We start from the raw sequence: 26,266 nt of genomic DNA on the forward strand, positions 1-26,266 counted from the left end.
GCAAACCCTCCAAGGGATGAGCATGTCCGGACTAGACATCAACGCCGTCACCAAAAAATTCGGCAACTTCGCCGCCGTCGACAATGTCCAGCTCAACGTGCCGCATGGCACGTTCGTGTGTCTGCTCGGCCCGTCGGGCTGCGGCAAGACCACGCTGCTGCGCATGATTGCCGGACTGGAGGAGCCGACCAGCGGCGCCATCGTGCTCGACGGCGAGGACATCACGCCTTTGCCGACGCACAAGCGCAATCTCGGCATGGTGTTCCAGTCGCTGGCGCTGTTTCCGCATCTCTCCGTCGGCGACAACATCGCCTATGCGCTGCGCATTCGCGGCGCCTCGAAGGAGGAGCAGAAGAAACGCGTCGACGAGTTGCTGGGCCTCATCCATCTGACCGGCTTTGCCGACCGTCCGGTGGCCAAACTGTCGGGCGGTCAGCGCCAGCGCGTGGCAATTGCGCGGGCCTTGGCGCTGTCGCCGAAACTGTTCCTGCTCGACGAGCCGCTGTCGGCGCTCGACGCCAAATTGCGCGAGGCCATGCAGGTGGAACTGCGCCAGTTGCAGCAGCGGTTGGGCATCACCACCATCGTCGTCACCCACGACCAGCGCGAAGCCATGACCATGGCCGACCTGGTCGTCGTCATGGGCCACGGCAGAATCCTGCAGGCGGCGCCGCCGATCGAGATCTACCGCAAGCCGGCCGACGCCTTCGTCGCCGACTTCATCGGCATCACCAATCTGCTGCCGGCCGAGATCGACAGCACCGGGCGCACCACCATTCTGGGCACAGCCATTCCAGGTCTTGCCATGCCGGCGGGTCAGACCAAAGCGTCTGTTTCGGTCCGCCCGGAGGACGTGCATCTGGGCAGCCCCGGCGGCTCGGCCATTACCGGCGAGGTGAGTTTCGTTCGCGATCTCGGCGGCACCATCGAGACCTTCGTCGACGTCGGCGGCACCAGCATCATTGCGGTGACGACGCCGCGCGAGCGGCATGACGTGCCGGTCGGCGCCAAGGTCGGGGTCACGCTGCCACCGGCAAGCTGCGTGGTGCTCGGCGCATGAGACGCGAAGCCCCGAAGTCCATAGCCGACTACACGCCACTGTTCTTTCCGGCGCTGATGCTGATCGTCTTCTTCGTCGTGCCCTTCTCGACGATGATCGCGGTGAGCTTCTTCAAGCGCAACCCGTCCGGTTTCTACACGCCGGACTTCGTGTTCGACAATTACGCCCGCTTCCTGTCGGTGTTCTTCGGCGGCGTGCTCGGCTTTTCGCTGATGCTGGCGGTGCTGGTCGCCGTCTGCTGCGTGACCATCGCCTTCCCCTTCACCTACCTCCTGACCCGCCGGCCGCGCCGCGTGCAGACGCTGTGGCTGGTCGGCCTGTTGTCGGTGCTGTCGCTGTCGGAAGTCATTATCGGCTTTGCCTGGTCGACGCTGTTTTCGCGCACGGCGGGCATCACCAATCTGTTCGTGGCGATCGGGCTGATGGACAAGCCGGTGGCGCTGCTGCCGACCTTCGGCGCGGTGCTGACCGGCATGGTTTACCAGGCGCTGCCCTATACGATCCTGGTGCTTTACCCCGCTTTGGTCCGCCTCGATCCGACTCTGTTAGAGGCCGCGCGCACGCTCGGCGCCTCGCCTATCCGCGCCTTCTTCAACGTCGTCGCGCCGGCGCTGCGCAACACCATCGTGGCGACGCTGATCATGGTCTTCGTGTTTGCGCTCGGCTCCTACCTGCTGCCGCAGATTCTCGGACGGCCGCAACACTGGACGCTGTCCGTGCTGATCACCGACCAGGCGATCTACCAGTCCAACATGCCGTTCGCAGCCGCAATGGCGGTGTTCCTGGTGCTGATCTCGCTGGCGCTGGTCGGACTGACGCTGCTCGTCGGACGCCGCGAGAATGCACTATGACCGCGACCTTGCTGCGCCGTGTCTATTTCACCATCGTCGCTTTGTTCCTGGCGGCGCCGCTGATCGTGGTGGCCGGGGTTTCGGTCAACTCGCGGCAGGAACTCAGCTTCCCGCCGGTCGGTTTCTCGCTCGCCTGGTACGCCCAGATCTTCACCGATCCGGAATGGCGGCTGGCGCTGATCCATTCGGTGACGCTGGCCGTCTGTTCGGCGGCGATCGCTGTTGCGGTGGCGCTGCCGCTGGCCTGGTTCCTATGGCGGCGCATCGCGCCATGGGCAAACATCTTTCAGGTGCTGGGGCTTGCCCCCTTCATCCTGCCGCCGGTCATCACCGCGCTCGGCTTCCTCTCCTTCTGGGCGACGGTCGGGCTGTTCGGCCAGTTCTTCACCGCCATCATCAGCCACGCCATCTTCTTCGTGACGCTGCCGCTGGTGACGCTGTCGCTGGGCTTTGCCTCGATCGACCGCTCGCTGGTAGAGGCCGCCGCCACCATGGGCGCCGACGACCGCACGGTGCTGAAGACCGTGGTGCTGCCGCTGATCCTGCCCTACCTCGTCTCGGGCTACGCCTTCGCCTTCGTCTTGTCGCTCAACGAATACATCGTCGCCTACATGACGATCGGCTTCACCACCGAGACGCTGCCCATCAAGATCTTCAACGCGCTGCGCTACGGCTACACGCCGACCATGGCTTCGGTCTCGGTGTTCTTCGTGGCGGTGGCGGCACTGGTGTTCGGCTCGATCGCCAGGTTCGGCGATATACGCCGGCTGCTCGGCGCGATGTCGTCGGACGGGAGCTGAGCGCAATCATTTGTAACAGCACCCCTCGATCGCGTCGCCTGTACGGGCCGTCCCGGCCCAGGCCTGCTTGATCTTCAGCGATATGGCTGGTGCGGCGAAGCCGGTGTGCACCAGCCATTTCGCAAGTCTAGCACATGGTGCGGCACCGCCGTCATGCTGCCCCTTTCCAACGCAGGAGGCGCATGGCATTGGCCGTCACCAGCACGGTCGCGCCGGTATCGGCCATGATCGCCGGCCACAGGCCGGTGATTCCCAAGACCGTGGTCACGAGGAAGACGGCCTTGAGGCCGAGGGCCATGGTTATGTTCTGTTTGATGTTGGCCATGGTCGCCTTCGACAGCGCAATCATCGCGGCAACGTCGCCGACACGGCCATGCAGCACCGCTGCATCAGCGGTTTCGAGAGCCACGTCAGTGCCGCCGCCCATCGCAATACCAACATCGGCGGCCGCAAGGGCTGGCGCGTCATTAATGCCATCGCCGACCTTGGCCACAATGAGGCCCTCTCCCTTCAGCTCTCCGACGATACGCTGCTTGTCTTCTGGCAGTAGCGCGGCGCGGACCTCGATGCCGAGTTGCTTGCCGATCGCGGCAGCTGTCCGCTTGTTGTCGCCCGTCAGCATGATGGTCTTAATGCCGGAATCCGTCAGCGCCTTGAGACCAGCGAAAGCGTCCGGGCGCGGTTCATCACGCATTGCAATGGCGCCCGCCACCTTGTTGTCGACGAGGACGACCGAAACGGTTTTGCCTTCGTCATTGAGCGCGGCGATTTGAGACTTTTGAACCTCAGTGAGCTTCGCCGTATCCTCGGCCGCCTGTGGCGATGCAAGGAAAACTTCGGTGCCTTCCACGTTCGCCTTGACCCCCTTGCCACCTAGAGCCTGCGCTTTGGACACGGCCGGAGCCTGAACCTTGTCTGCAGACGCCTTTGCGAGGATGGCGATGGCAAGCGGATGGCTTGAGCCGGTCTCCAAGGCGGCAGCAAGACGCAGCACTTCGGCCTCCGATTTTCCGAAAGAAACCACGTCGGTGACCTGGGGCTTGCCGAGCGTGAGCGTGCCGGTCTTGTCAAGCGCCACGGCGGTGACCTTGCCGAGAACCTCGAGGACCGCCCCGCCCTTCATCAGTAGGCCGCGCTTGGCGCCAGCCGAGAGCGACGCGGCGATTGCCGCCGGGACCGAGATGACCAGGGCACAGGGGCAGCCGATGAGCAACAGGGCGAGGCCTTTGTAGATCCATTCGTTCCAGTTGCCGCCGAAAACGAGAGGTGGAACCACGGCCACCATCGCGGCCACGCCGACCACAGCAGGCGTGTACCAGCGCGAGAAGCGGTCGACGAACCGCTCAGTTGGCGCCTTGCTCTCCTGGGCTTCCTCGACCAGCTTGACGACGCGCGCGATGGTGTTATCGGAGGCAACGGCGGTGACCTTGATGCGCAAAACAGCGTCGCCATTGATGGTGCCGGCGAAAACCTTGTCGCCGACGCATTTGCGCACCGGCACGCTCTCGCCTGACACCGGGGATTCGTCGATCGCGCTCTCACCCTCGGTGATCTCGCCATCGGCGGGAATCCGGTCACCCGGCCGCACCATGATCATGGCGCCTACTTCAAGGCTTTCGGCCGGCACCTCGCGCGTCTTGCCGCCCTTTTCAATGAAGGCCGTTTTCGGGACCAGCGTGGTCAGCGCTTGAATGCTCGAGCGCGCCTTTCCGGCGGCAACGCCCTCGAGAAGCTCACCGACAAGGAACAGGAAGACCACAGTGGCAGCTTCCTGGCCGGCGCCGATAATGACCGCACCGACGGCCGCTATGGTCATGAGCATTTCGATGGTGAAGGGAATGCCTGCGACGGCGGCCATGACGGCCCGTTTGGCGATAGGCACCAGGCCAACCAGCATGGCCGCGATAAAGACCCACACCCCGGACGCCGGCCACACATAGTGAATGGCAAACGCAAGGACCAGCGCGGCGCCGCTGGCGATCGTCAGGCGACCCTTGGGACTCTTCCACCACGGCCCCGAGGTTGGCGCGCGGTCGTGCCCGTGAAGGCCCTCTATTCCCTCCTCGCGGTCATCTTGACTTTCGCTGACCTGATCGTGGCTGGCGTGAGCATGGCCCGCATGGTAGTCGCCCGCATCGTCGTGGTCATTGTGATGGTGCTCTGCCCCGTCCAGCCCGACCTTTCCCTTTACCTTGAGTTCGGCAACCGTGTAGCCGAGGCCAGTCACCTTCTTTTCAAGTTCGGCGAGGTCACTCTCGGGCGTGTGCCTGACCGTCATGGTGCCGGCGGTGACGGACACGCTGACATCTTCGACGCCAGGGATGCGACGTACCGCCTTATCGATTTTGGTGGCGCAACCGGCACAATCCATGCCTTCGACGCGATAACGGGTTTGTGCTTGAAGCGCGGTCATAACATTCCTCTTGTATCGTTTGACTGCGACGCTACATCCTCTAGCGACTAGAGGAGCAAGCGAAATATGCTGAATGGAGTGACCATTGGCGAAGCCGCCCGCCAAAGCGGCGTGAAAGTACCGACCATTCGCTATTACGAGCAGATAGGGTTGCTTGCCGCGCCAGCGCGAAGTGACGGCAACCGCCGTCAATATGAAGGTGGCGACTTGCGCCGGTTAGCGTTTATTCGCCATTCCCGCGAACTGGGCTTCGATATCGAAGCGATCCGCACTCTACTTGATTTGCAGGATAACCCTTTACAGCCTTGTGCAACTGCTGACGCCATTGCCCAAGCACGGCTCGCCGACGTTGCGCAGCGTATCCGCAGCCTGAAAGCCTTGCAGGCCGAGCTCGAGCTGATGGTTGAAGGCTGCCGCCATGGTAGAGTCGGCGAATGCCGGGTGATCGAGGTTTTGGCCGACCATGATCAATGTCGACACGAGCACAAATGTTTGCGTATTTAAGTGCTCCATGTGGCCACCTTGGTCTCCATTTCCAACAATGGGAAGACCTCGATTGCGACTGACGCAATTTCAGGAGTTCCGCCGTTGAAGTACTCTGCCAGGGGCGTTTTCGCATGGTCCGCTATTTAACCTGCGCGTCGCAAGCCGACCGGCAGCTTTCGGCCCAAAGCGATACCAGACATCTGCTCTGCAGTGACTGCTTCGGGCAGTTGGCGGACCGCTTGGTTCGCCGTCAATGCCCAAAGACAAGCGGCGGTGCTATGCGGTCGCGCCGCAGCCAGCGCGCGAGGAGCAGCACCGCCACCACGGCCAGACCTGACGCCAGGCCGATCCAGATGCCGACGCCGTGCAGGCCGAAATGGAAGGCGAGCAGCACGCCGAGCGGCAGGCCGATGCCCCAATAGCCGATGGCGGCATAGATCATCGGCACCTTGGTGTCGTGCAGGCCGCGCAGCATGCCGGCGGCAACGGCCTGCGCGCCGTCGAAGATCTGGAACAGCGCCGCAAAGGCAAGGAACGACACGGCCAGCGCGATCACCCTGGCATTGGCCGGATCGGTCATGTCGATGAAGGCGCCGATCAACAGATGCGGCCACAGCACCATCACCAGCGCCATCAGCGCCATGGACGAGACGCCGATGACGAAGGCGGTCCAGCCGGCGCGCGAAACGCCTGCCGGATTGCCGGCGCCATGCGCCAGCCCGACACGCACGGTGACCGCCTGGTTGAGGCCGAGCGGCACCATGAAGGAGATCGAGGCGATCTGGATGGCGATGGCGTGCGCGGCGAGCGAATCCGCATCGATCAGGCCCATCAGCAGGGCTGCGGCGTTGAAGATCGTCACCTCGAAGGCGAGGATGCCGGCGATCGGCATGCCGAGCCGCACCAGACCCTTGAAGCGCGGCCAGTCGGAGCGCCAGAAGCGGCCGAACAGGCGGTAGCGGCGGAACTTCTTCTCCAGCATCACCACGGCTGCCAGGCCGCAGAACATCAGCGTGCTCGACAGCGTGGTCGCCAGCCCCGAACCGGCAATGCCCATCGAGGTGACGCCGAGATTGCCGAACATGAACACCCAGTTGAAAAAGGCGTTGCAGGCGACGGCGACGAAAACGATGACCAACGCCCAGCCCGGCCGCTCCAGCGCCGAGATGAAGGAACGCAGCACGATATAGCCGTAGAACGGCAGCACCGCCCATTCCAGCCAGCGCAGATAGATGCCGGCCTGGTGGGCGAGCGCCGGCTCCTGGCCCATGGCCAGCAGAATGGCCTCGCCATGCCACAGCACCATCCAGATCGGGATCGAGATCAGGATCGCCAGCCACAGCCCTTGCCGCACGGTGCGGCGCAAATCGCGCACCGAATAGCGGCGGCGGCCAAGCTCGGTGGCGATCATCGGCGAGGTCGCCAGCATCAGGCCGAGGCCGAAGATCAGCGGCATGAAATAGAGGTTGGCGCCGAGCGCGCCGCTGGCCAGCGTGTCCGCGCCCAGACGCCCCATCATCATGACGTCGGTGGCGGTCATCGCGGTCTGGCCGAGATTGGTGAGCACCATCGGCCAGGCCAGCGCCAGCGTCGCCCTGATTTCCTGACGCCAAAGATTTTCCGGCGCACGAGCGCCGGCTTCGATCGCAGACATTGTCCTGCTCTTTCCGATTGCGGCGCGTCGGCAACGAGGCCGGAAGCCGCACTTCCAAACGGCAAAACCTTCGGTTTCGCAGCGTTTGCGTCGTTCTATTGGACGAAATGCGGCATGAAGGCAAGGGAGGACGGGCAGCCGGCGATTGAGCCAGAAGCGGGAACCCTCCTATCCGGCTGCCCTTGGATCAACCGATGCTTTCGCCGCCGTCGATCACCAGCGCCTGGCCGGTCATGAAGGATGAGCGGTCGGAGACGAGGAACAGGATCGCTTCGGCGATCTCTTCGGCGCTCGCCCAGCGCCCCATCGGGATCTTGGTGCGGACATAGGTCTCGATCGCCTCGCGTCCGCCCATCTGGGCGATGAACGGCTCGTTGAAAGGCGTGTCGACCCAGCCCGGGCAGAGCGCGTTGACGCGCACATTGTGGCGGGCATAGTCGAGCGACATCTGTCTGGTCATCGCCACCACGGCATGTTTGGACGTGGCATAGGCGATCATCTCGCGGTCGTAGAAGACGCCCGAATTCGAAGCCGTGTTGAGGATGACGCCGCCGCCTTGCGCGACCATCGCCGGCATGACCAGCCGCGCGGCCAGAAACTGCGCCCGTACATTGATGCGCCATGACGCATCCATACCATCGACCTCGACCTCGGTCAGCGTGCCGCCGACCTGGATGCCGGCGTGATTGTGCAGAATGTCGATGCGGCCATACTTGCCGAGCGTGCCGGTGATGAGCTGCCCGACCGCGGCGTCGTCAGAGACGTCGGTGACAACGGCCTCGGCCTGCCCGCCCACTGCCCGGATGTCCGCCGCTGTCGTCTCGCCGCTGGTCTTATCCCGGTCGGCGATGACCACCACAGCGCCTTCCCTGGCCATGATCATGGCGCCGGCGCGGCCGATGCCGGAACCGGCGCCCGTCACCACGGCGATGCGGTCTCTAAGGATCATGAATTTGTCTTTCAGCTGGATGGCTTGTTCAGTTTGACGGCTGGCGCTGGCGCAGCTGCCATTGGGCAAGCACCACCAGAAGAACCGAGGCGACGAGCACGATGGTGGCGATGGCGTTGATTTCCGGCGTCACGCCGCGCCGGATCGAGGCGAAGACATAGATCGGCAGCGTCGTCTGCGCGCCGGCGACGAAGAAGGCGACGATGAAATCGTCGAAGGAGAAGGTGAAGGCGAGCAGGAAGCCGGCGATCACCGCCGGCATGATCTGCGGCAGCACGATCGAGCGAAACGTCGTCAGCGGCGTGGCGTAGAGATCGCTCGAGGCCTCGACCAGGTTGCGGTCGAGGCTGGCGAGACGCGTGCCGACGATTATCGTCACCAACGCCATCGAAAACAGGCCGTGGGCGGCGATGATCGATCCATAGCCGAGCGACAGGCGCGGCGGCTGGTCGTTTGGCCAGATCGAGGCGAGGAACGGGTTGAGCACGCCAAACAGCTGGACCAGCGCGACAAGCGTCGAGATGCCGATGACGACGCCGGGAACGACGATCGCGGCACCCATCAGCGCGTCGAAGACGGCGCGGGTTCTGAGCCCGACCCGCGCCAGGCCGAGTGCCGCCGCCGTGCCGCACACCGCCGCCAGAAGGGCGCTGGTGGTGGCGATGAACAGGCTGTTCTTCAACGCCTCGACCAGGAACGGGTTCGACAGCGCCGTGCCGTACCACTGCACCGAAAAGCCGGTGAACTCGCTGGCATGGCGGCCGGCGTTGAAGGAAAACAGCACGACCAACGCGATCGGCAGATAGAGGAAGGCGAAGACGGCTGCGACGAAGGCGCGCATCAGATCAGATCCACCCTGCGGGCGCCCGACACCCGTGTCGAAATGCGGTTTGCCGCGATCAGCACCACCACCGAAACTGCCACCAGAGTGATGGCGATGGCCGATCCGAACGGCCAGTTGCGCGACTGCAGGAACAGGTCGACCAGCGCGTTGCCGATGAAGAACACCTTGCCGCCGCCAAGCAGCGTCGGGATGAGGTATTCGCCAAGCAGCAGGATCATGACCAGTGAGAAGCCGGTCATCACGCCCGGCAGCGACAGCTTCAGCGTCACCCCCAGAAAGGTTGAGAGCGGGGTCGCGCCGAGATCGGCGGAGGCTTCCAGCAGCCTTCGGTCGAGCCGCTCGAGACTGACATAGATCGGCAGGATCATGAGGGGCAAATAGCCATAGACGATACCGAGCAGCACGGCGCCCGGCGTGTTGATCAACCTGACATCCTCGATGCCGACAAAGGCCAGCAGTGCGGGAATGCCGCGTCCGCCCAGAATGTACATCCAGGCATAGGTGCGCATCAAAAGGCTGGTCCAAAAGGGAATGACGACGAGCGCAAGCAGGATCAGTCGCCAGCGTTGCGGCGCCTTCAGGGCGAGATAGTAGGCAACCGGGTAGGCGACGAGCAGGCAGGCAAGCGCGCCCACCGGCGCCAGCATCATCGTGTTCCAGAAGGCGGTCGCCCTTGCCGGGAGATTGGCGTATTGCGCCAGCGTGAAGGCGGCCTGATAGCCGCCCTCCGGCGCCCGCTCGCCGACGCTGAACACGGCAATGGCGATGAACGGCAACACCAAAAACACCACCAGCCACGCTGTAGCCGGAGCGAGCAGCAGCGCTGTCAGGATGTTATACCGAAATCTGTTGCCGTGCATGGAAACCGCCCCGATGCCGGCGGACATAGGCCCGCCGGTTTTCCGTTTGCGTCAGGCCAGCCTCAAGCCGACTTGAAGCGCGCCATCAGTTCGGCGCGGCCGGGGTCGGTCAGCGTCGCCGCCGCACCAAACTCCAGCGGTGTCAACAGGTCGGCCGCCGGGTAAAGGATCGGATTGTCGAGCACTTCCTTGGGCAGCAGCTTGTTGACGCGTGCGTCGGTCGAGGGCGCGCCGTTGGCGAGATGCTCCTTCACCGCGACGTCGGGGGTCATCAGATAATTGAGCAAGGCATAGCCGGCCGGCTTGTTCGGCGCGTCCTTCGGGATGGCGTAGAAATCGGTCCAGATCTCGCCGCCCTCCTTGCCCAAGACATAGGCGATCTCTGGAATATCGCGATGCAGCTGTGCGCCGTCATTCGTCCAGCACATGGTCATCCAGGCGTCGCCCGCCCGCATGCCCGGCTGGTAGTCCGAAGAGACCGCGAACAGATGCGGCTTGACCTTGAGCAGCAGTTCCTCGGCCTTGGCAAGTTCGTCCTGCTTCAGCGAGTTGAAGGAATAGCCATAATATTTCAGCGCGTTGCCGATGGTGGTCAGCTGATAGTCGTGCACCATGGTGCGGCCATCGCCCTCGGCCATGGCGACGTCCCAGAACTCCTTCCAGCTGGTCATCGGTTTCGTCAGCTTCTTGGTGTTGACCGCAAAACCGGTCGTGCCCCAGTTCTTCGGCACCGCGTAGGTCGTGCCGTCGATCGTGCCTTCCGAGGTGAAGCGCGGGTCCTCCTGGGAGCCGTCGAAATTCGGCAGCTTGGCCATATCGAGCGGATCGATGATGCCGAGCTTCTTGTAGGTCGAGATCGTGTAGTTGGTCGGCACGAACAGGCTCCAGCCGGAAGCGCCGGCCTGCAGCTTGGCCAGCATCTCCTCATTGGAGCCGAACACGTTGACCTCGACGGCGACGCCGGTGTCCTTCTTGAAATTCTCGAAGGTCTGCGGGTCGTGATAGTTCGGCCAGGTGGCGATCGACATGCGGTCGCCGAGGTCCTCGGCGGCTAAGGCCGGCGTCGGCATGATGCCGATCTCGCGCGCCATCACCGCGGTTGCGATGCCCAGGCCGGTGAGGCCGAGGAAATCGCGGCGGCCGATCGAGCCGCGCTTCAGGCGCATCAGCTGGTCGACGAAGTTCTCAGGGCTAATCGGCAGTCCGTCACGATATGATTTCGACATTTTTTGCTACCCTCTGGTTGGTCCCGTTGTTCTTGGTCTCCGGAAACGCCAGCGGCGTCCCTGAGGCAAAGCCGATGGCGACGGGTTCACCCGGCTTGAAGAGGTTGCCATGGCCGATCACATGGTCGGCCTTGGCCAGCAGCGTTCCGATGCCCTGCACCTCGATGGCGTATTCCGCCGTCGAGCCCAAGAAGATCCGGTTGCGTACGATGCCCTTGAAAGGGCTGCCTTTGGTGGCGCCGAGGCTTAGCGATTCAGGACGCAGGCTAACAGAAACGGTCTCGCCCTGCTGCAAGGCGGTTCGTTTGCGCGCGGCAATGACGGTTCCGTCCGCCAGCGCCACATTGACAAGATCGCCTGTATGCCCGGCAACCTTGCCGCTCAACAGATTGGTCTTGCCGACGAAGTCGGCGACGAACAGGTCGGCCGGCTCGTCATAGATCTCGCTTGGTTGCCCGAGCTGTACGATGCGGCCGCCATTCATGACGCAGACGAAGTCGCTCATCGACAGCGCCTCCTCCTGGTCGTGGGTGACCAGCACGAAGGTGATGCCGATCTCGCGCTGCAGGTTCTGCAACTCGATCTGCATGTCGGTGCGCAGTTTCTTGTCGAGGGCCGCCAGCGGCTCGTCGAGCAACAGCACGGCCGGCTTGTTGACCAGTGCGCGCGCCAGCGCGACGCGCTGCTGCTGGCCGCCGGAAAGTTCGTGGATCTTGCGGCGGCCATAGCCGGCGAGCCGCACCATTTCGAGCGCCTCGCCGGCGCGCCGGCCGATTTCCTGCGACGACAGGCGCGGCCGTGCCTGGCGCAGCCCGTAGGACACATTGGCTTCGACATCGAGATGCGGAAACAGCGCGTATTGCTGGAACACCATGTTGACCGGCCGGCGATAGGGCGGCGTTCCGGCCATGTCCCGGCCACGGATGAACACCTGGCCTTCGCTCGGCTGCTCGAAGCCGCCGATCATGCGCAGGCATGTGGTCTTGCCGCAGCCGGACGGTCCGAGAAGGGCGACAAAGGCGGAGGGCGGCACAGCGAGATCGATGCCGCTGACGGCGGTCACAGCGCCATAGCGCTTGGTGACGCCGCGAAACTCGATGTCGGGCACTGCGGTCAAAGTGCTGGCTCCAGCAACAGGGCTATTCCAGGACGCTACCAGAGCCAATGGCGTCTAGTATATACCTCGCTGGTGGTATATCTGATCTATTTTCTCGTTTAAGGGGGTATAGATTGAGTGCGTCCCGCAGCGACGAATACAGCCGGCTCGCAGCCCTTGTCGCGGCGACACGGGAGACGAGCGGCGACCTGTTCGGCAAGGCAATGGTCGGCTGGTTGAGCCAGCATGTCGGCTTCGACCACTGCGTGATCTTCGGTTACCGCGGCGCCTCGCGACCGCCGCTGCTGTTCGAAACCTTCTCGCCGGCCGAGAGCCATGTCTTCGTCACGCTCTATCAGGAAGGACCTTATCTTCTCGACCCATTTCATCACGCGGCGGTGGAGCGCAAGGAGGGGTTCTGGCGCATGCGCGAACTGGCGCCCGACCGCTTCTATGCCAGCGAGTATTTTCGCACCTACTATAGCCAGACAAGGCTGGCCGAGGAGGTCGGCTTCTTCGTGCCGCTGCCCGGCAAGGATGCCCTGGTGCTGTCGCTGATGCGATTGCACGCCTCGGGTCCCTTCGGCACCGCCGATGCCAGGCTGCTGCGCGACATGGCGCCGGCGGTCATCAACTTCGCCCGGTTGCGCTGGCCCGCACTTTCGGCCGAGGAGCAGGACGAAGCGGAGCAGGGCGAGACGATCGCCGCCGTCAACGAGTTCGACCGCGCCCACATTTGGGAAAGCCTGTCGCTGACCCCGCGCGAAAAGCATGTCGTCGATCTGGTGCTGCAGGGGCATTCCACCGAGTCGATCGCAAGAGCCATGCGCATCGTGCCGGGAACGGTGAAGGTCCATCGCCGCAACATCCATCGCAAACTCGGCATCAAATCCCAGGCCGGGCTGTTCGCCCGCTTCATCGAGATCATCGAGAGCCGGCGTTGAACTCGCTGAGGCAGACATCGTTCACTTGCCGGCGACAGACTGCTACGGATTACCCGAAACCGGTCCGCTTCCTCATTCGCCCCGGAGAACAGACGATGGCATTCAGGCGCAGAAAGAACACGGCCGCGATCCCGCGCACGGTGCCCGCTTTCGAGCACATCGTCACCGAGGCGAGCGACAGTTTCCTGTGGCGGCTCGACGACTATCCCTGGGAGCGCAATGTCTGGAATTTTCATCCGGAATACGAGATCCATCTCCTGAGGAAGTCTTCCGGGGTCGCGCTGGTCGGCGATCACATCGGCGAATTCGGGCCGGGCTACCTGAGCATCGTCGGCGGCGGGCTGCCGCATGACTGGGTGACATCGGTGCAACCCGGCGAGCTGATCGAAGGACGCGACATCGTGCTGCAATTCGATCCGCAGCGGCTGCGCGGCTCGGCGGGACTGCTGCCTGAGCTGCGCGAACTAGAACCGTTCCTGGAGCGATCGCTGCGCGGCATCGTCTTCCATGGCCGCGCCGCGCTCGACGGCGCTGCGCTGATGGAACGGATGGGCACCGTGCACGGGCTCGCCCGGTTTTGCCTCTTCCTCGAACTGGTCGATCTGCTGGCCAGGACAGACGAATACGAGCTTTTGTCCTCGCCGGATTTCTCACCCGCGCTCGACGCAACCTCGCTGGACATCATCCAGCGCACGCTGACCTATCTCTTCCAGCACTTCGCCGAGGACCTGAAGCTGCCGGAGGCGGCGGAGCTGGCGGGGATGAGCGAAAGCACGTTTTCGCGCTTCTTCCAGAAAAACACCGGCAACAGTTTCAGCGACCACATCGCCAAGCTCCGGCTCTGGCAAGCCTGCAAGCTGCTGGCGGACACCGATATTCCGATCACCGACATCTGCTTCCAGGTCGGCTACATGAACATCTCCAACTTCAACCGCGCCTTCCTGCGCAAGCACCGGATGACGCCGTCATCCTACCGCAAGCTGTCGAAGCAGCGGATGACGATGCGCGCCTGAAAACCGGCCTTCCTCACTCCATCGGTACTCATGCGACAGAGGCCGTGCAGGCGGGCCTGATTTTGCAGCGCACAATGCATAAAAGTACAGGTCTGCTGCAACGGGGCTTCTAGCGCGGCCTTTAGCAACTCCTCATTTTGGCGATGGGTGGCTTGTCGCTCGGGCGATGGCGAGGATCGCGCAACCGAAGACTTCCGCTTCCTGCGACTGTTCCTGGAGGAGTAAATCAATGAAACCAATTCGGCTCGCTGCGAACATAAGCGCAGCTTTCATGCTTACCACGACCCTCTCGACCATGGCGCTGGCGGCGCCGGTCTGCTCGGCGCCGGTCAAGGTGCTGGCGCAACCGCGTGACGGGCTGACGCTGCTGGAAGCGTCCAAGGACGAGTTCCAGAAACTGGCCGGCGCCAGCTTCCAGATCGACTATCTCAACGAGAACGACCGCCGGGCAAAGTCGCGCGCCGATGCGTCCACGGTCGGCAACTACAACGTCTACTATGTCGACGAAGCCAATGTCGCGCTGTTCGCCTCGTCGAAATGGATCGTGCCGCTCACCGACTATTACCCGGCTGACTACGACTACGCCGATTTCGACCCGGGCCGGCAGAAGGTCGCCACCTATGACGGCAAGGTGTGGTTCGCGCCGCTGACCGGCGGCGGCGACCTGATGGTCTACCGCAAGGACATTCTGGAAGCCGCCGGCATCCAGCCGCCGAAGACGCTGGACGAGTTGATCGCCGACGTGCCGAAGCTGACCGATCCCGACAAGGGCATGTACGGCATCGCGCTGCGCGGCGCGCGTGGCTCGGGCGCCAATGTCTGGCGCTGGATGCCGTTCTTCAAGGCCTATGGCGGAAAATGGTTCGACGGTGACAAGCCGGCTTTCAACTCCGAGGCCGCGGTCAAAGCGACCGAGACCTATCTTAAACTGTTCAAGGATTCAGCGCCCGGCACGCAGACCGGCAGCTGGGATGAATCGACCGGCGCCTTCCTGTCGGGCCAGGTTGCCATCTTGGTCGAATCGACGCCGCTGTCGGGCATGGCGGTCGACCCGAAGACCTCGCAAGTGGTCGGCAAGATCGGCTTCCTGCCGCCGCCCTCGCCACTGACCGGCGGCGGCTACGGCCACGGCCTCGCCATCGCCGCCAAGGCCAATGCCGATGACGCCGCGAAGCAATGCGCCGGCCTGTTCATCGCCTGGGCGACGTCGAAGGAGAACGAGAAGCGCCGGCTCGACGCGCACCAGTTCGGCGAGCTCAACCGCACCAGCGTGCTGTCCAGCAAGGAGTTCGCCGACATCTATGGCGCCGATCTCGGCCAGGCGCTTGCCGATACCGGCAAGGCGACGGCGGTGAACTTCTGGCAGGATCCGCGCTGGCCGGATCTCGGCGACCGCTGGGGCATCATCCTGGAAGAGCTGGTCACCGGCACGCGCACCGACGTCAAGGGCGGCCTCGACGAACTCGAGGCCTACGCCAACGAGCTGGTGAAGAAGAAGTAATCCTCCCGCCCGCGGCGCGCGGTCCACGGCATTCGACCGGATGCCGGGACCTGTGCGCCGCGGGTCTCTCCAAAAAGGCACAGCCCGAGGATAGGCCATGCGCCGACGCTCTTCCCTGCCCGTGACGTTTCTGGTTCCGACGCTCGCCATTCTTCTGGTGCTGTCGATGGTGCCGACGCTGTACGCCATCGTCATTGCGCTGCAGAACCGCGAGCTGAGCTCGTCGGACTATTCCTGGGTCTGGCTGTCGAACTTCATCGACCTGTTCGCCGACCGGCGTTTCCTCAACGCGGTCTGGGTTTCGGTGAAGTGGGAAATCGTCACCGTGGTGGCGACGATGATGGTGGCGATCGGGCTCGGCGTGCTGATGTTCGAAGTGGCGTCGCCGCGGCTGCGCAACATCTACTGCCTGCTGTTCATCATCCCGGTGCTGTTGCCGCGCGTGTCGGCGGCTTTCGTGTGGAAGTTCGCCTATCATCCGCTCTACGGCATCGCCACCTACCCCTACCGGCTGATCACCGGCGGGCTGATCTTCGACCCGCTGTCGAAGCCGTCGATTGCCCTGTTTGCCGTCGCCTCGGTCGATGTCTGGCAGTGGGGACTGTTCTTCGCGGTCATCGTGCTGAAGCTTCTGGAGACCTTGCCGCCGCAGCCGATCGAAGCGGCGCGGCTCGACCACGCCAAACGCTGGCAGATCCATGCCTATGTGACCTTGCCTATGCTGAAGGCGCCGCTGATCAGCCTGATGTTCGTCAAGATGATCGAATCGCTGCGCTCCTTCGACCTGATTTATGTGATGACGCGCGGCGGGCCGGGCGTGGCGACCGAGACGCTCGACATGTACGCCTTCTCGCAAGGCTTCATCGAATCCGGCAAGGTGTCCTATGCCTCGGCCATGGCGGTGCTGATGATGATCGCGACTGTCATCACCTTCACCATGCTGTGGAAGCGGGTGCAGGCATGAGGCCGTATCGCATGAGACCGGGCCGCCTCATCGGCAAGATCATCCTAGCCTTCGCCGGCTTCATGGCGGTGTTTCCGCTCGCCTGGACGGCGGTCAATTCGCTGAAGAACAATGTCGACATCATCACCCGCGTGCCGCGCCTGGTGTTTACCCCGACCTTCGACAATATCAGCTACATCATCGGCCGCGACAGCGTCATGACCGGTCTCTATAACTCGGTCATTTCCTGCGGCGTCGCCGTGCTGATCGGCGTCATGCTCGGCCTTCCGGCAGCCTATGCGGTGGCGCGCTATCCCAATCGCTTCGCTGGCGACATCCAGTTCTTCGTGTTGTCGCTGCGCTTCCTGCCCCCGGTGGCGGTCGCCATTCCGCTGATGGTGATCTGGCTGCAGATCGGGCTCTACGACACCTTGCCGGCGCTGATCGTCACCTATTCGCTGCTCACCATCTCGGTGATCATGTGGCTCGCCATTCCCGCCTTCCAGGCCGTGCCGAAGGAAATCGAGGAAGCCGCTTTCGTCGACGGCTACGGCGCTTACTCGGTGTTCTGGCGCATTGCGCTGCCGGTAGCGGCGCGCTCGCTGATCGGCGCCGTCGCCTTCAGCTTCGTGCTGGTGTGGAACGAATTCCTGATCGCGCTGATGCTGTCCAGTTCCAACGCCAAGACATTGCCGATCGTCGCTTCCGAACTTTCACAGCAAGGCATGAACGTGCCGTGGGGAATCCTCAACGCCTCGGTCGTGCTGTTGTCGCTACCGCCGCTGCTGTTCCTCGGCGTGCTCAGCGGCTTCCTGAATTCCGTTTTCCGGCAAAAAAAGACTTGATGCGAGGACTTACCTATGCGGGCACTGGTGCTTGAGAAAAAAGGCGAACTGTCGCTGCGCGAGATCGCGCTGCCGCTCGACGTCGGACCGGGCGATGTCAAGATCGCCATCCACACGGTCGGCGTCTGCGGCAGCGACGTGCACTATTACACCCATGGCGCCATCGGCAGCTATGTCGTGCGGGCCCCGATGGTGCTCGGCCACGAAGCCGCGGGAACGATCGTCGAGATCGGCGCCAATGTCGGCACGCTGAAGGTCGGCGACCGCGTCTGCATGGAGCCGGGCGTGCCGAACCTGTCGTCGCGCGCGACCAGGCTCGGCATCTACAATGTCGACCCTGACGTCTCCTTCTGGGCGACGCCGCCTGTGCATGGCGTGCTGGCGCCCTATGCCGTGCACCCGGCCGCCTTCACCTACAGACTGCCGGACAATGTCACCTTCGCCGAAGGCGCGATGGTCGAACCCTTTGCCATCGGCATGCAGGCGGCGCGCCGCGCCCGCATCGTGCCTGGCGACGTCGCCGTCGTCGTCGGCTGCGGCCCGATCGGCATCATGATCGCGCTGGCGGCGCTGGCCGGCGGCTGCTCGAAGGTGCTGATCTCCGATTTTTCCGCACCCAAGCTCAAGATTGCCGCGCAATATCCCGGCATCGTGCCGGTCAATATAGGTGAGCAATCGCTGGTCGACGCAGTCTCCGCCGCGACCGACAATTGGGGCGCGGATATCGTGTTCGAGGCGAGCGGCAGCCCGAAGGCATTCTCCGACCTGTTCGATGTCGTGCGGCCGGGCGGCGCGGTGGTGCTGGTCGGACTGCCGGTCGAACCGGTCAGCCTCAACGTTCCGGCGGCGATCTCCAAGGAAGTGCGCATCGAGACGGTGTTCCGTTACGCCAACATCTTCGACCGCGCGCTGCAGCTGATCGCCTCGGGGAAGGTCGACCTCAAGCCGCTGATCACCGGCACTTATGATTTCTCGGACAGCATCGAGGCCTTCGAGCGGGCGGCGCAAGGCAAGCCGCAAGACGTCAAGCTGCAAATCCTTCTTACCGGCGAGAAGGGCTGACCATGTCCGCGATCGTTTGCTCCCATGTCGACAAGGCTTACGGCGCCACTACCGTCATCCGAGACCTCAATCTCTCGATCGAGGAGCACGAATTCGTCGTATTCCTCGGCCCGTCCGGCTGCGGCAAGTCGACCTTGCTCAGGATGCTGGCCGGACTGGAGGATATCAGCGGCGGGGAAGTGTCGATCGGCGGCAAAGTGGTCAACGATCTCGAGCCCGGCGAGCGCGGCATTGCCATGGTTTTCCAGAACTATGCGCTCTACCCGCATATGACGATCTTCGACAATATCGCCTTTGGGCTCAAGCGACAGAAAGTGCCCCCGGCCGAGATCCGGAAGCGGGTCGAGGCGGTGGCAACGACGCTCGGCCTCGAACCTTACCTCGCCCGCAAGCCGACCGAACTTTCCGGCGGCCAGCAGCAGCGCGTGGCGATTGCGCGCGCCATGATCAAGACGCCGAAAGTGTTCCTGTTCGACGAGCCGCTGTCGAATCTCGACGCCAAACTTCGCAACCATATGCGGGTCGAAATCGCCCGCCTGCACCAGTCGCTGAAGACCACTACCGTCTATGTCACCCACGACCAGCTCGAAGCGATGACGCTGGCCGACCGGATAGTGCTGCTCAGGGATGGCGTCATCGAACAGATCGGCTCGCCGGCCGAGATCTATCGCCAGCCGGGCAATCTGTTCGTCGCCGGCTTCATCGGTACGCCGAACATGAATTTCATCGACGTGGCCGTCGGGCGGAAGGACGAACGCTGGACGCTGACAGGCGGCGGCTCGACCTTCTTCATAGAAGGCCTGGGCTTCGATCTGCGCGGCGTCCATCGCGCCGTGCTTGGAATCCGACCGCCGGACCTGAAGACCGCCGGTGCTCAGAGCATCAATCTTCTGCAAGGCACCGCCGACCTCATCGAGTTCCACGGCAATGACGCGCTGGTGACGTTCGCCTGCGGCGGCAAGGAGGTCGGCGCGTTGGTATCGGCCCGCGAATGCCCGGCGTTGCGCGCGCCTGTGCGCTACACATTCGAGGAGGAGAGCGTGCATCTGTTCGACGCGGCGACCGGCGCATCCTTGCGGCGGCGAGAGGAGGCCTAGATTTGGTACGCAATTCCGGACGGAAAACCGTTTCACGCTTTTCCTGGAATTGCTCTAGTTGATGGCGTCGAGCGCCTGCCGCTGGCGGTGCATTTCGAGGAAGATCCTGTAGTCGCGGTCGAAGCGGCCTGACGCGGTCGGGTTCGAGGTGCGCGCCCTGCCGCCTTGCTGCATGGCGACGCAGGCGGCATTCAGGTCCGGGAACAGGCCAGCGGCAGTGGCGGCGACCATGCCGGTGCCGAGCAGAACGGCTTCGTCGGCCAGCGGCTCGATCACCGCGCAGCCGGTGGCGTCGGCATAGAGCTCCATCAGCAACGGGTTCTTGGTGTGGCCGCCGGTGACATGCAGCGTGTCTATGAGATAGCCGTTCTCGTTCAGCGCCTCCAGCACATGGCGCACGCCGAGCGCGATGCCGACGGCGGTGCGCCAATACAGCTTGCACAGACTGTCGAAGGAGGAATCCAGCGTCAGCCCGCTGACCACACCGACCGCATGCGGATCGGCAAGCGGCGAGCGGTTGCCATGGAAATCCGGCAGCACATGCAGCCTTGCCGCCAGCTTGTCACCTTCGGTGCTGCGCAGTTCGGCGACGCGCCTGGCGATTTTTGCATGCATGGCCGCGTCCGGCTCGCCGCCGGCGCCGTGCCAGCGGATGATATGGTCGAGCAGCGCACCGGTCGCCGACTGGCCGCCTTCCGACAGCCAGAGTTTTGGCAGTGCGGCGCCATAGTATGGACCCCAGACGCCGGCGAAAGGCTGCGGGTCGGGCGACATCGCCATGACGCAGGACGAGGTGCCGGCGATCAATGCCAGATGGCGGCCGATATTCTGCTCGTCGCCAGCAAAGCCGCCGAGCACGCCAAGCGCGCCGGCATAGGCATCGATGACGCCGGCGCCGACCCGACAGTTTTCGCTCAAGCCCAACTCCGCCGCCGCTTCAGGGGTGAGCGTGCCGATGTCTGCGCCGACAGCACTTGCCTTCTCCGGCAGGCTGCCGTGTTCGAACAGATCGCCAAGCCCGACCCTGTCGAAGAAGTCACGGCGCCAGCCGGTTTCCTCATGCGCCAGATAGGTCCATTTGGCGGTCAGCGTGCATTGCGAGCGCGCCAGCGACCCGGTCGCCTTCCAGGTCAGGAAATCGGTGAGGTCGAATAGGTAGCCGGCTTCATGCCAAGTCCCCGGCAGATTGCGCTTCAGCCACATCAGCTTCGGCGTCGCCATTTCCGGCGACATGACGCCACCGATATAGTCGAGTACGGCGTGGCCGCTATCGGTGCATTCATCTGCCTCGGCGATGGCGCGATGGTCGAGCCAGACGATGGTGTCCCAGCGCCGTTCGCCCGTCACCGAGACGCTGAGCTGGCCGGCATTCCTGTCCAGCACCACCAGCGAGCAGGTGGCGTCGAACGACATGCCGACAATATCGTCGGCTGACACACCGGCCTTTTCGCGCGCGGCACGCACCGCGATGCACACAGCCGACCAGATATCCTGCGAATTGTGCTCGGCGTGATCGGCCTGCGGCTGGTTCATGACGATCGGATGCTCGGCGCGGCCGAGCAAGGTGCCTGACGTGTCGAGAATGCCCGCGCGGGCGCTCCCGGTGCCGACATCGACCGCGCAAACGAAGCTTTTCGTCAAGATGCTTTTACTCTCGCTCCCTAGAGCCGGATGATTTCAGGTCTGTTCGACCTGAAATCTGAATCCGTCTCTAAATCAAAGAAGTAGAGCATGATGTCGTCCGAAAACCGCTTCACACTTTTCGGCATCATGCTCTAGCCTGCAATCAGATCGGGCAATTGCAGCATGTCCGCGAATATAAAGTCCGGTTCACTCGACGCAAGCCGCGCTTTCAAGGCCGGGTTGCCGGCGTGCGAACCGCCGGTGAAAGCAAAGACGCGCATACCGGCCGCACGCGCCGCCGCGATGCCGGCAGGGCTGTCCTCGATTACGATGCAATTACCGGGATGCGCGCGCATAGCAGCGGCGGCATGGAGAAAAAGATCCGGCGCCGGCTTGCCGCGCGCGACCATGGCAGCGCTGAACAGATGGGGCTCGAGCAGGCCGAGCAGGCCGGTAACGTCGAGCGCATAGCGAATGCGGTCGAGCGTGCCGGAGGAAGCGACGCAGCAGGGCACGCCCAGCCTCGGCAGGATGTCGCTGATGCCGGGAATCGGCTTCAGCTCCTCGCGGAATTTGCGCATCAGCTCGACGCGCATATCGGTCAGGTGCACGTCGGTGATGTCGATGGTGAAATCGCGAAGAAGTATCTCGCGCACGCTCTTCATGCTCTTGCCGAGGAAATGCTCGTAGGCCGCATCCTCGCTGACCGAGCCCCCGGCGGCAGAGATCATGCCGAGCAGAGCCGAAACCGACAGCGCCTCGCTGTCGACCAGCACGCCGTCACAGTCGAAGATGACCAGTTCGGGCGTCATTGCGGCTGGCGTCAGAGCTTGCCGGAGATGTAGCGCGTCAGCGTCGCGCGCGTGCCATTCGCCCACAAGACGTTGAGCGCATGGGCAAAGGCCTCGGCGAACGCCGCCGAGCGGCCGACATCGCCATAGATGTCCTCCATCGCAAGCCAGGCGCCGGGCGCATCCTTCGCCGCCTTGGCGGTTGCCTGCAGCCGGTCCCAGCTGGGATCGTTGGCTTCGATGTCGGCGCCGCTGTCGGTGGTGCCGAAGCAATAGCGGCACCACAGCGCCGATTCCAGCGCGAGACCCGCAACGCTCTTCCCGGCTTTCAGCCGGTCGGCGATGGTCGGGATGATGAATTTCGGCTGCCGGTTGGAACCGTCGAGGCAAAGCCGGCGGATGGTGTCGCCGATCTTCGGGTTGGAAAAGCGGTGCTCGATGAGCTGGTAATAATCCTCCAGCACGGTGTCCGGCACCGGCGGCACGGTCGGGATGATCTCGTCATGCTCGAGCTTGGCGAGGAAGCCGCGCACCAGCGGCTCCTGCATCGCCTCATGGACGAAATGGATGTCCATCAACCCTGCGGGATAAGCGATCGTGGCATGACCGCCATTGAGGATGCGGATCTTCATCAGCTCATAGGGCGCGACATCCCTCACGAATTGCACACCGACCTTTTCCAGCGGCGGGCGGCCGCCGGTGAAACGGTCTTCCAGCACCCATTGCTTGAACGGCTCGCAGAACACCGGCCAGTTGTCCTCGAGGCCGAACTCGGTGGCGAGAATGCCGCGCTCGCGGTCGGAGGTGGCGGGGGTGATGCGGTCGACCATGCCGTTGGGAAAGGCGACATTGTCGCTGACCCAGTTTGCCAGATCCTCGTCGATCAGCCGGGCGAGGCCGATGACGCCATCCGAGGTGACATGGCCATTGTGAGGGATGTTGTCGCAGGACATGACGGTGAACGGCACGATGCCGTCGGCCCGGCGGCGCATCAGCCCGGCCAGGATGAGGCCGAACACCGTCTTCGGCGTCGTACCTGCCTGCGCGTCGGCAACGATATCAGGATGGGTCGGGTTGAACTTTCCCGAGGCCGGATCGATGAAATACCCGCCTTCGGTGATGGTCAGCGAGACGATCTTGATCGCCGGATCGGCGAGCTGGTCGATGATCGCATCCGCATCGCCGGGCGTCAGGAAATCGATCATGACGCCGGTGACGCGGGCGCTCATATGGTCGGAATCCTGCTCGACCACGGTGGTCAGCCAGTCCTGCTCCTGCAGCTTGGAACGACCGATTTTTTCGCCCTCGAAGACCCCGGCGCCGACCAGCGCCCAGTCATGGCCGATGCCTGCATTGAAGAGATCGTCGAGGTAGACCGCCTGATGCGACCGATGGAAATTGCCGACGCCGAAATGGACGATACCGGGTTTGAGCCTGGAGCGATCATATCTGGGACCGGCGACCTTGGCGGGGAGTTCCGAGAGGATCGAGGAGGAGAGTTTCACGGTCATTTTTCTACCCTTTTGGCCGGGCTGCGGCCTTCGTGATCCCGGCCCATCAACTCATCCATTGGCCGCCATCGACATTGTAGGTCTGGGCGACGATGTATTCGGCGTCGTCGCTGGCCAGGAAGACCGCCATGCCGGTCAGGTCCTCCGGCTTGCCCATGCGGCCATAGGGCACGCCCTCGCCGACCAGCCGCTTCTTCTCGCCCTTCGGCCGGTTCTCATATTTGGCAAACAGCGCATCGACCTCATCCCACATATCGCTGTCGACGACGCCGGGCGCGATGCCATTGACGTTGATGCGGTGCTTGATCAGGTCGAGCCCGGCGGACTGGGTCAGCGAAATCACCGCGGCCTTGGTGGCGCAATAGACGGCGACCAGCGGCTCGCCGCGCCGTCCTGCCTGGCTGGCGATGTTGATGATCTTGCCGCCCTTGCCCCTTGCGATCATCGAACGCGCCGCTGCCTGCAGCATGAACAAAGTGCCGGCGACGTTGACGGAGAACAATTTGTCATAGCTCGCTTCGGTGATCTCGACGATCGGCGCCAGGTCGAACAAGGCAGCATTGTTGATCAGTATGTCGAGGCCGCCGGTCTTTGTTTCGACCGCCTTGACCGACGCCTGGATCGAAGCAAGGTCGCTGACGTCGAGCCTGACCGGATAGGCGTTGGCGCCAATCTCGGCGGCCGTGTTTTCGGCAGCCGCCAGATTGATGTCGGCAATGGCCACCGTGGCACCCTCGCGCGTATAGGCTTCGGCAAAAGCCCTGCCGATGCCGCGCGCGGATCCGGTGATCAGCGCCGATTTGCCTTTCAGTCTCACTGCGTCAGCGCCTTTCCGTCGGGGCCGAAGCGATGCATGCGGACCTTGTCCGGCGTCAAATAGATGGTGTCGCCGTGGCGTACGGCCAGTTCGCCATCGGCGCGTACCGTCAGCGGACCGACGCCGTCGGCCTGGACATGCAGGAAGGTGTCGGAGCCCAGATGCTCGGCGACGCCGACAAGGGCTTTCCAGTCACCCGCGGTGGTCGATATCCCCATATGCTCAGGACGAATGCCGATGGTCTTGGCGTTGTATTTGGCCGCCGGCGCACCTTCGATCAGGTTCATTTTCGGCGAACCGATGAAGCCCGCCACGAACAGGTTCTTCGGCGACTTGTAGAGTTCCATCGGCGAGCCGACCTGTTCGATGTTGCCGGCGTTGAGCACGACGATTTTGTCGGCCATGGTCATGGCTTCGATCTGGTCGTGGGTGACGTAGACCATCGTCGTCTTGAGCTGATGGTGCAGCTCGCTGATTTCGAGCCGCATGGTGCCGCGCAGTGCGGCATCGAGGTTGGACAGCGGCTCGTCGAATAGGAATGCCGAGGGCTGGCGCACGATGGCGCGGCCGATGGCGACGCGTTGCCGCTGGCCGCCGGAGAGCTGGCCGGGCCGGCGTTCGAGATAGTTGGTGAGGTTGAGGACCCGGGCTGCGTCCTTCACCTTCTTGTCGATCGTCGCCACATCCTCGCCCGCCATCTTCAGCGGGAAGCCGATGTTCTTGGCCACCGTCATATGCGGATAGAGCGCATAAGACTGGAATACCATGGCCAGCTTGCGCTTGGCCGGCGCCTCGCCGGTGACGTCACGGTCATCGATGTTGATGGTGCCCCCGCTGGTGTCCTCGAGCCCGGCGATGAGGCGCAGCAACGTGGACTTGCCGCAACCCGACGGCCCGACGAAGACAACGAACTCGCCATTCTCGATGACCAGGTCGAGGCCTGGAATGATGACCGTCGATCCGAAATGCTTGGAGACGTTCTTGAGCGTGATGTTTCCCATGGTTTCCTCCCCGAGGGGTTATTTGGCCGGATTGCTTCAGGCAACGTCCGTTATTTTACCGCGCCGAATGTCAGGCCGCGCACCAGCTGCTTCTGGCTGAACCAGCCCATGATCAGGATGGGGGCGATGGCCAGCGTCGAGGCCGCCGAAAGCTTGGCCCAGAACAGGCCTTGCGGGCTTGAGAACGAACTGATGAAGGCCGTCAGCGGCGCCGCCTCGGTGGTGGTCAGGCGGATGGTCCAGAACGCTTCGTTCCACGCCAGGATGATGTTGAGCAGCATGGTCGATGCGATGCCCGGCACGGCCATGGGGGTCAGCACATAGACGATCTCACCCCACAGGGTGGCGCCGTCCATGCGTGCCGCCTCCAGGATTTCGCCGGGGATTTCGCGGAAGTAGGTGTAGAGCATCCAGATCACGATCGGCAGGTTGATCAGCATCAGCATGATCATCAGGCCGATGCGGCTGTCGAGGAGTCCGGCATCGCGGAAGATGAGGTAGATCGGGAACAGCACGGCAACCGCCGGCATCATCTTGGTCGAGAGCATCCACATCAGGATGTCCTTGGTCCACTTGCCCGGCGAGAAGGCCATCGACCAGGCGGCCGGAACCGCGACGATCAGGGCCAGGATGGTCGAGCCGACCGAGAGCAGCACCGAGTTGAAGAAGAACTTGAAGTAGCCGCTCTGCGCCTGGACCTCGGTATAGCTCTCGAACGTCCCCGACGGGATCAGCGCGAAGCCCTGGATGGCCTCCTGCTCCGACTTGAACGAGGTGATGATCGTGTAGAGGATCGGGAAGAAGATCAGCAGCGCGACGATCCAGGCGGCGCCTGTCGCAATGACCTTGTGTTGGGTGGTGACTGCACGTGCCATCGTA

24 protein-coding genes are annotated in these 26,266 nt (G+C 63.4%); 11 read left to right on the top strand and 13 right to left on the bottom strand.

The features are described from left to right. Window positions 1-22: 22 nt before the first annotated feature. The 3 genes from NKI64_RS26695 to NKI64_RS26705 are packed head-to-tail and all read left to right on the top strand — an operon-like array spanning window position 23 to window position 2,711. Window positions 23-1,060: an ABC transporter ATP-binding protein gene (locus NKI64_RS26695; protein WP_023671274.1), complete on the top strand. Its 1,038-nt coding sequence runs from the start codon at window positions 23-25 to the stop codon at window positions 1,058-1,060. Next, window positions 1,057-1,911 carry an ABC transporter permease gene (locus NKI64_RS26700; protein WP_023683573.1) on the top strand — a complete coding sequence of 285 codons (855 nt, stop codon included), beginning with the start codon at window positions 1,057-1,059 and terminating at the stop codon, window positions 1,909-1,911. The genes NKI64_RS26695 and NKI64_RS26700 overlap by 4 nt, the downstream gene beginning before the upstream one ends. Next, on the top strand, window positions 1,908-2,711 hold the full coding sequence (locus NKI64_RS26705; protein WP_023671272.1) for an ABC transporter permease: 804 nt from the start codon (window positions 1,908-1,910) through the stop codon (window positions 2,709-2,711). Before NKI64_RS26700 ends, NKI64_RS26705 begins: the two co-directional genes overlap by 4 nt. A 151-nt stretch (window positions 2,712-2,862) precedes the next feature. Here the strand turns inward: NKI64_RS26705 and NKI64_RS26710 are convergent, their stop codons facing one another. Continuing rightward, window positions 2,863-5,124, bottom strand: a complete 2,262-nt coding sequence (locus tag NKI64_RS26710; RefSeq protein WP_023671271.1) for a heavy metal translocating P-type ATPase — start codon at window positions 5,122-5,124, stop codon at window positions 2,863-2,865. 69 nt (window positions 5,125-5,193) lie between these two features. Between NKI64_RS26710 and NKI64_RS26715 the strand changes: the two genes are divergently transcribed. Continuing rightward, the gene (locus NKI64_RS26715; protein WP_155921645.1) at window positions 5,194-5,628 is read left to right on the top strand and encodes a MerR family transcriptional regulator; all 435 of its coding nucleotides are present in this window, start codon (window positions 5,194-5,196) and stop codon (window positions 5,626-5,628) included. Window positions 5,629-5,860: 232 nt separating this feature from the next. On the opposite strand, the gene NKI64_RS26720 is transcribed toward NKI64_RS26715, so the two are convergent. The 6 genes from NKI64_RS26720 to NKI64_RS26745 all read right to left on the bottom strand — a co-directional run bounded on the left by NKI64_RS26720 (window position 5,861) and on the right by NKI64_RS26745 (window position 12,260). Continuing rightward, window positions 5,861-7,264 (bottom strand): MATE family efflux transporter, encoded by a 1,404-nt coding sequence (locus tag NKI64_RS26720; RefSeq protein WP_352671035.1) that lies wholly within the window; start codon window positions 7,262-7,264, stop codon window positions 5,861-5,863. Window positions 7,265-7,451: 187 nt separating this feature from the next. After that, window positions 7,452-8,213: an SDR family NAD(P)-dependent oxidoreductase gene (locus tag NKI64_RS26725; RefSeq protein WP_352671038.1), complete on the bottom strand. Its 762-nt coding sequence runs from the start codon at window positions 8,211-8,213 to the stop codon at window positions 7,452-7,454. 28 nt (window positions 8,214-8,241) lie between these two features. Further along, the gene (locus NKI64_RS26730; RefSeq protein WP_352671041.1) at window positions 8,242-9,054 is read right to left on the bottom strand and encodes an ABC transporter permease; all 813 of its coding nucleotides are present in this window, start codon (window positions 9,052-9,054) and stop codon (window positions 8,242-8,244) included. Further along, window positions 9,054-9,917: an ABC transporter permease gene (locus NKI64_RS26735; RefSeq protein WP_023832549.1), complete on the bottom strand. Its 864-nt coding sequence runs from the start codon at window positions 9,915-9,917 to the stop codon at window positions 9,054-9,056. The genes NKI64_RS26730 and NKI64_RS26735 overlap by 1 nt, the downstream gene beginning before the upstream one ends. Before the next feature lie 62 nt (window positions 9,918-9,979). Then, window positions 9,980-11,143 (bottom strand): ABC transporter substrate-binding protein, encoded by a 1,164-nt coding sequence (locus NKI64_RS26740; protein ID WP_352671044.1) that lies wholly within the window; start codon window positions 11,141-11,143, stop codon window positions 9,980-9,982. Next, window positions 11,124-12,260 carry an ABC transporter ATP-binding protein gene (locus NKI64_RS26745; protein WP_023700452.1) on the bottom strand — a complete coding sequence of 379 codons (1,137 nt, stop codon included), beginning with the start codon at window positions 12,258-12,260 and terminating at the stop codon, window positions 11,124-11,126. The genes NKI64_RS26740 and NKI64_RS26745 overlap by 20 nt, the downstream gene beginning before the upstream one ends. 113 nt (window positions 12,261-12,373) lie before the next feature. Between NKI64_RS26745 and NKI64_RS26750 the strand changes: the two genes are divergently transcribed. From NKI64_RS26750 to NKI64_RS26780, 7 genes are all read left to right on the top strand, one after another. Next, a complete protein-coding gene (locus tag NKI64_RS26750; RefSeq protein WP_023742274.1) occupies window positions 12,374-13,183 on the top strand; it encodes a helix-turn-helix transcriptional regulator in 810 nt (269 codons plus the stop codon). Window positions 13,184-13,278: 95 nt separating this feature from the next. Beyond that, window positions 13,279-14,196: an AraC family transcriptional regulator gene (locus NKI64_RS26755; protein ID WP_023671262.1), complete on the top strand. Its 918-nt coding sequence runs from the start codon at window positions 13,279-13,281 to the stop codon at window positions 14,194-14,196. 229 nt (window positions 14,197-14,425) lie between these two features. Further along, on the top strand, window positions 14,426-15,697 hold the full coding sequence (locus NKI64_RS26760; RefSeq protein ID WP_502900277.1) for an ABC transporter substrate-binding protein: 1,272 nt from the start codon (window positions 14,426-14,428) through the stop codon (window positions 15,695-15,697). Window positions 15,698-15,794: 97 nt separating this feature from the next. Beyond that, entirely contained in the window at window positions 15,795-16,661 is an 867-nt protein-coding gene (locus NKI64_RS26765; protein WP_023700455.1) for a carbohydrate ABC transporter permease, read from the top strand. Window positions 16,662-16,672: 11 nt separating this feature from the next. Continuing rightward, the gene (locus NKI64_RS26770; protein WP_023671259.1) at window positions 16,673-17,485 is read left to right on the top strand and encodes a carbohydrate ABC transporter permease; all 813 of its coding nucleotides are present in this window, start codon (window positions 16,673-16,675) and stop codon (window positions 17,483-17,485) included. A gap of 15 nt (window positions 17,486-17,500) precedes the next feature. Then, window positions 17,501-18,547, top strand: a complete 1,047-nt coding sequence (locus tag NKI64_RS26775) for an NAD(P)-dependent alcohol dehydrogenase (protein ID WP_023700456.1) — start codon at window positions 17,501-17,503, stop codon at window positions 18,545-18,547. Between the two features lie 2 nt (window positions 18,548-18,549). Beyond that, window positions 18,550-19,644: an ABC transporter ATP-binding protein gene (locus NKI64_RS26780; protein WP_023700457.1), complete on the top strand. Its 1,095-nt coding sequence runs from the start codon at window positions 18,550-18,552 to the stop codon at window positions 19,642-19,644. 54 nt (window positions 19,645-19,698) lie between these two features. Here the strand turns inward: NKI64_RS26780 and NKI64_RS26785 are convergent, their stop codons facing one another. From NKI64_RS26785 to NKI64_RS26810, 6 genes are all read right to left on the bottom strand, one after another. Continuing rightward, complete coding sequence (locus tag NKI64_RS26785; RefSeq protein WP_023700458.1) at window positions 19,699-21,285, bottom strand: FGGY-family carbohydrate kinase; 1,587 nt, start codon at window positions 21,283-21,285, stop codon at window positions 19,699-19,701. A 134-nt stretch (window positions 21,286-21,419) separates the two neighbouring features. Next, window positions 21,420-22,079, bottom strand: coding sequence for an HAD family hydrolase (locus NKI64_RS26790; RefSeq protein ID WP_023683588.1), 660 nt, complete (start codon window positions 22,077-22,079; stop codon window positions 21,420-21,422). A gap of 11 nt (window positions 22,080-22,090) precedes the next feature. Then, window positions 22,091-23,569 (bottom strand): mannitol dehydrogenase family protein, encoded by a 1,479-nt coding sequence (locus tag NKI64_RS26795; protein ID WP_023683589.1) that lies wholly within the window; start codon window positions 23,567-23,569, stop codon window positions 22,091-22,093. 46 nt (window positions 23,570-23,615) lie between these two features. Continuing rightward, complete coding sequence (locus NKI64_RS26800; RefSeq protein WP_023683590.1) at window positions 23,616-24,386, bottom strand: L-iditol 2-dehydrogenase; 771 nt, start codon at window positions 24,384-24,386, stop codon at window positions 23,616-23,618. Next, window positions 24,383-25,387, bottom strand: a complete 1,005-nt coding sequence (locus NKI64_RS26805; protein ID WP_023683591.1) for an ABC transporter ATP-binding protein — start codon at window positions 25,385-25,387, stop codon at window positions 24,383-24,385. The genes NKI64_RS26800 and NKI64_RS26805 overlap by 4 nt, the downstream gene beginning before the upstream one ends. Window positions 25,388-25,437: 50 nt before the next feature. Further along, window positions 25,438-26,262, bottom strand: coding sequence for a carbohydrate ABC transporter permease (locus NKI64_RS26810; RefSeq protein WP_023671250.1), 825 nt, complete (start codon window positions 26,260-26,262; stop codon window positions 25,438-25,440). Window positions 26,263-26,266 lie beyond the last annotated feature (4 nt).

The sequence above is a fragment of the Mesorhizobium sp. M0478 genome (assembly GCF_040321305.1).
Lineage (GTDB): Bacteria > Pseudomonadota > Alphaproteobacteria > Rhizobiales > Rhizobiaceae > Mesorhizobium.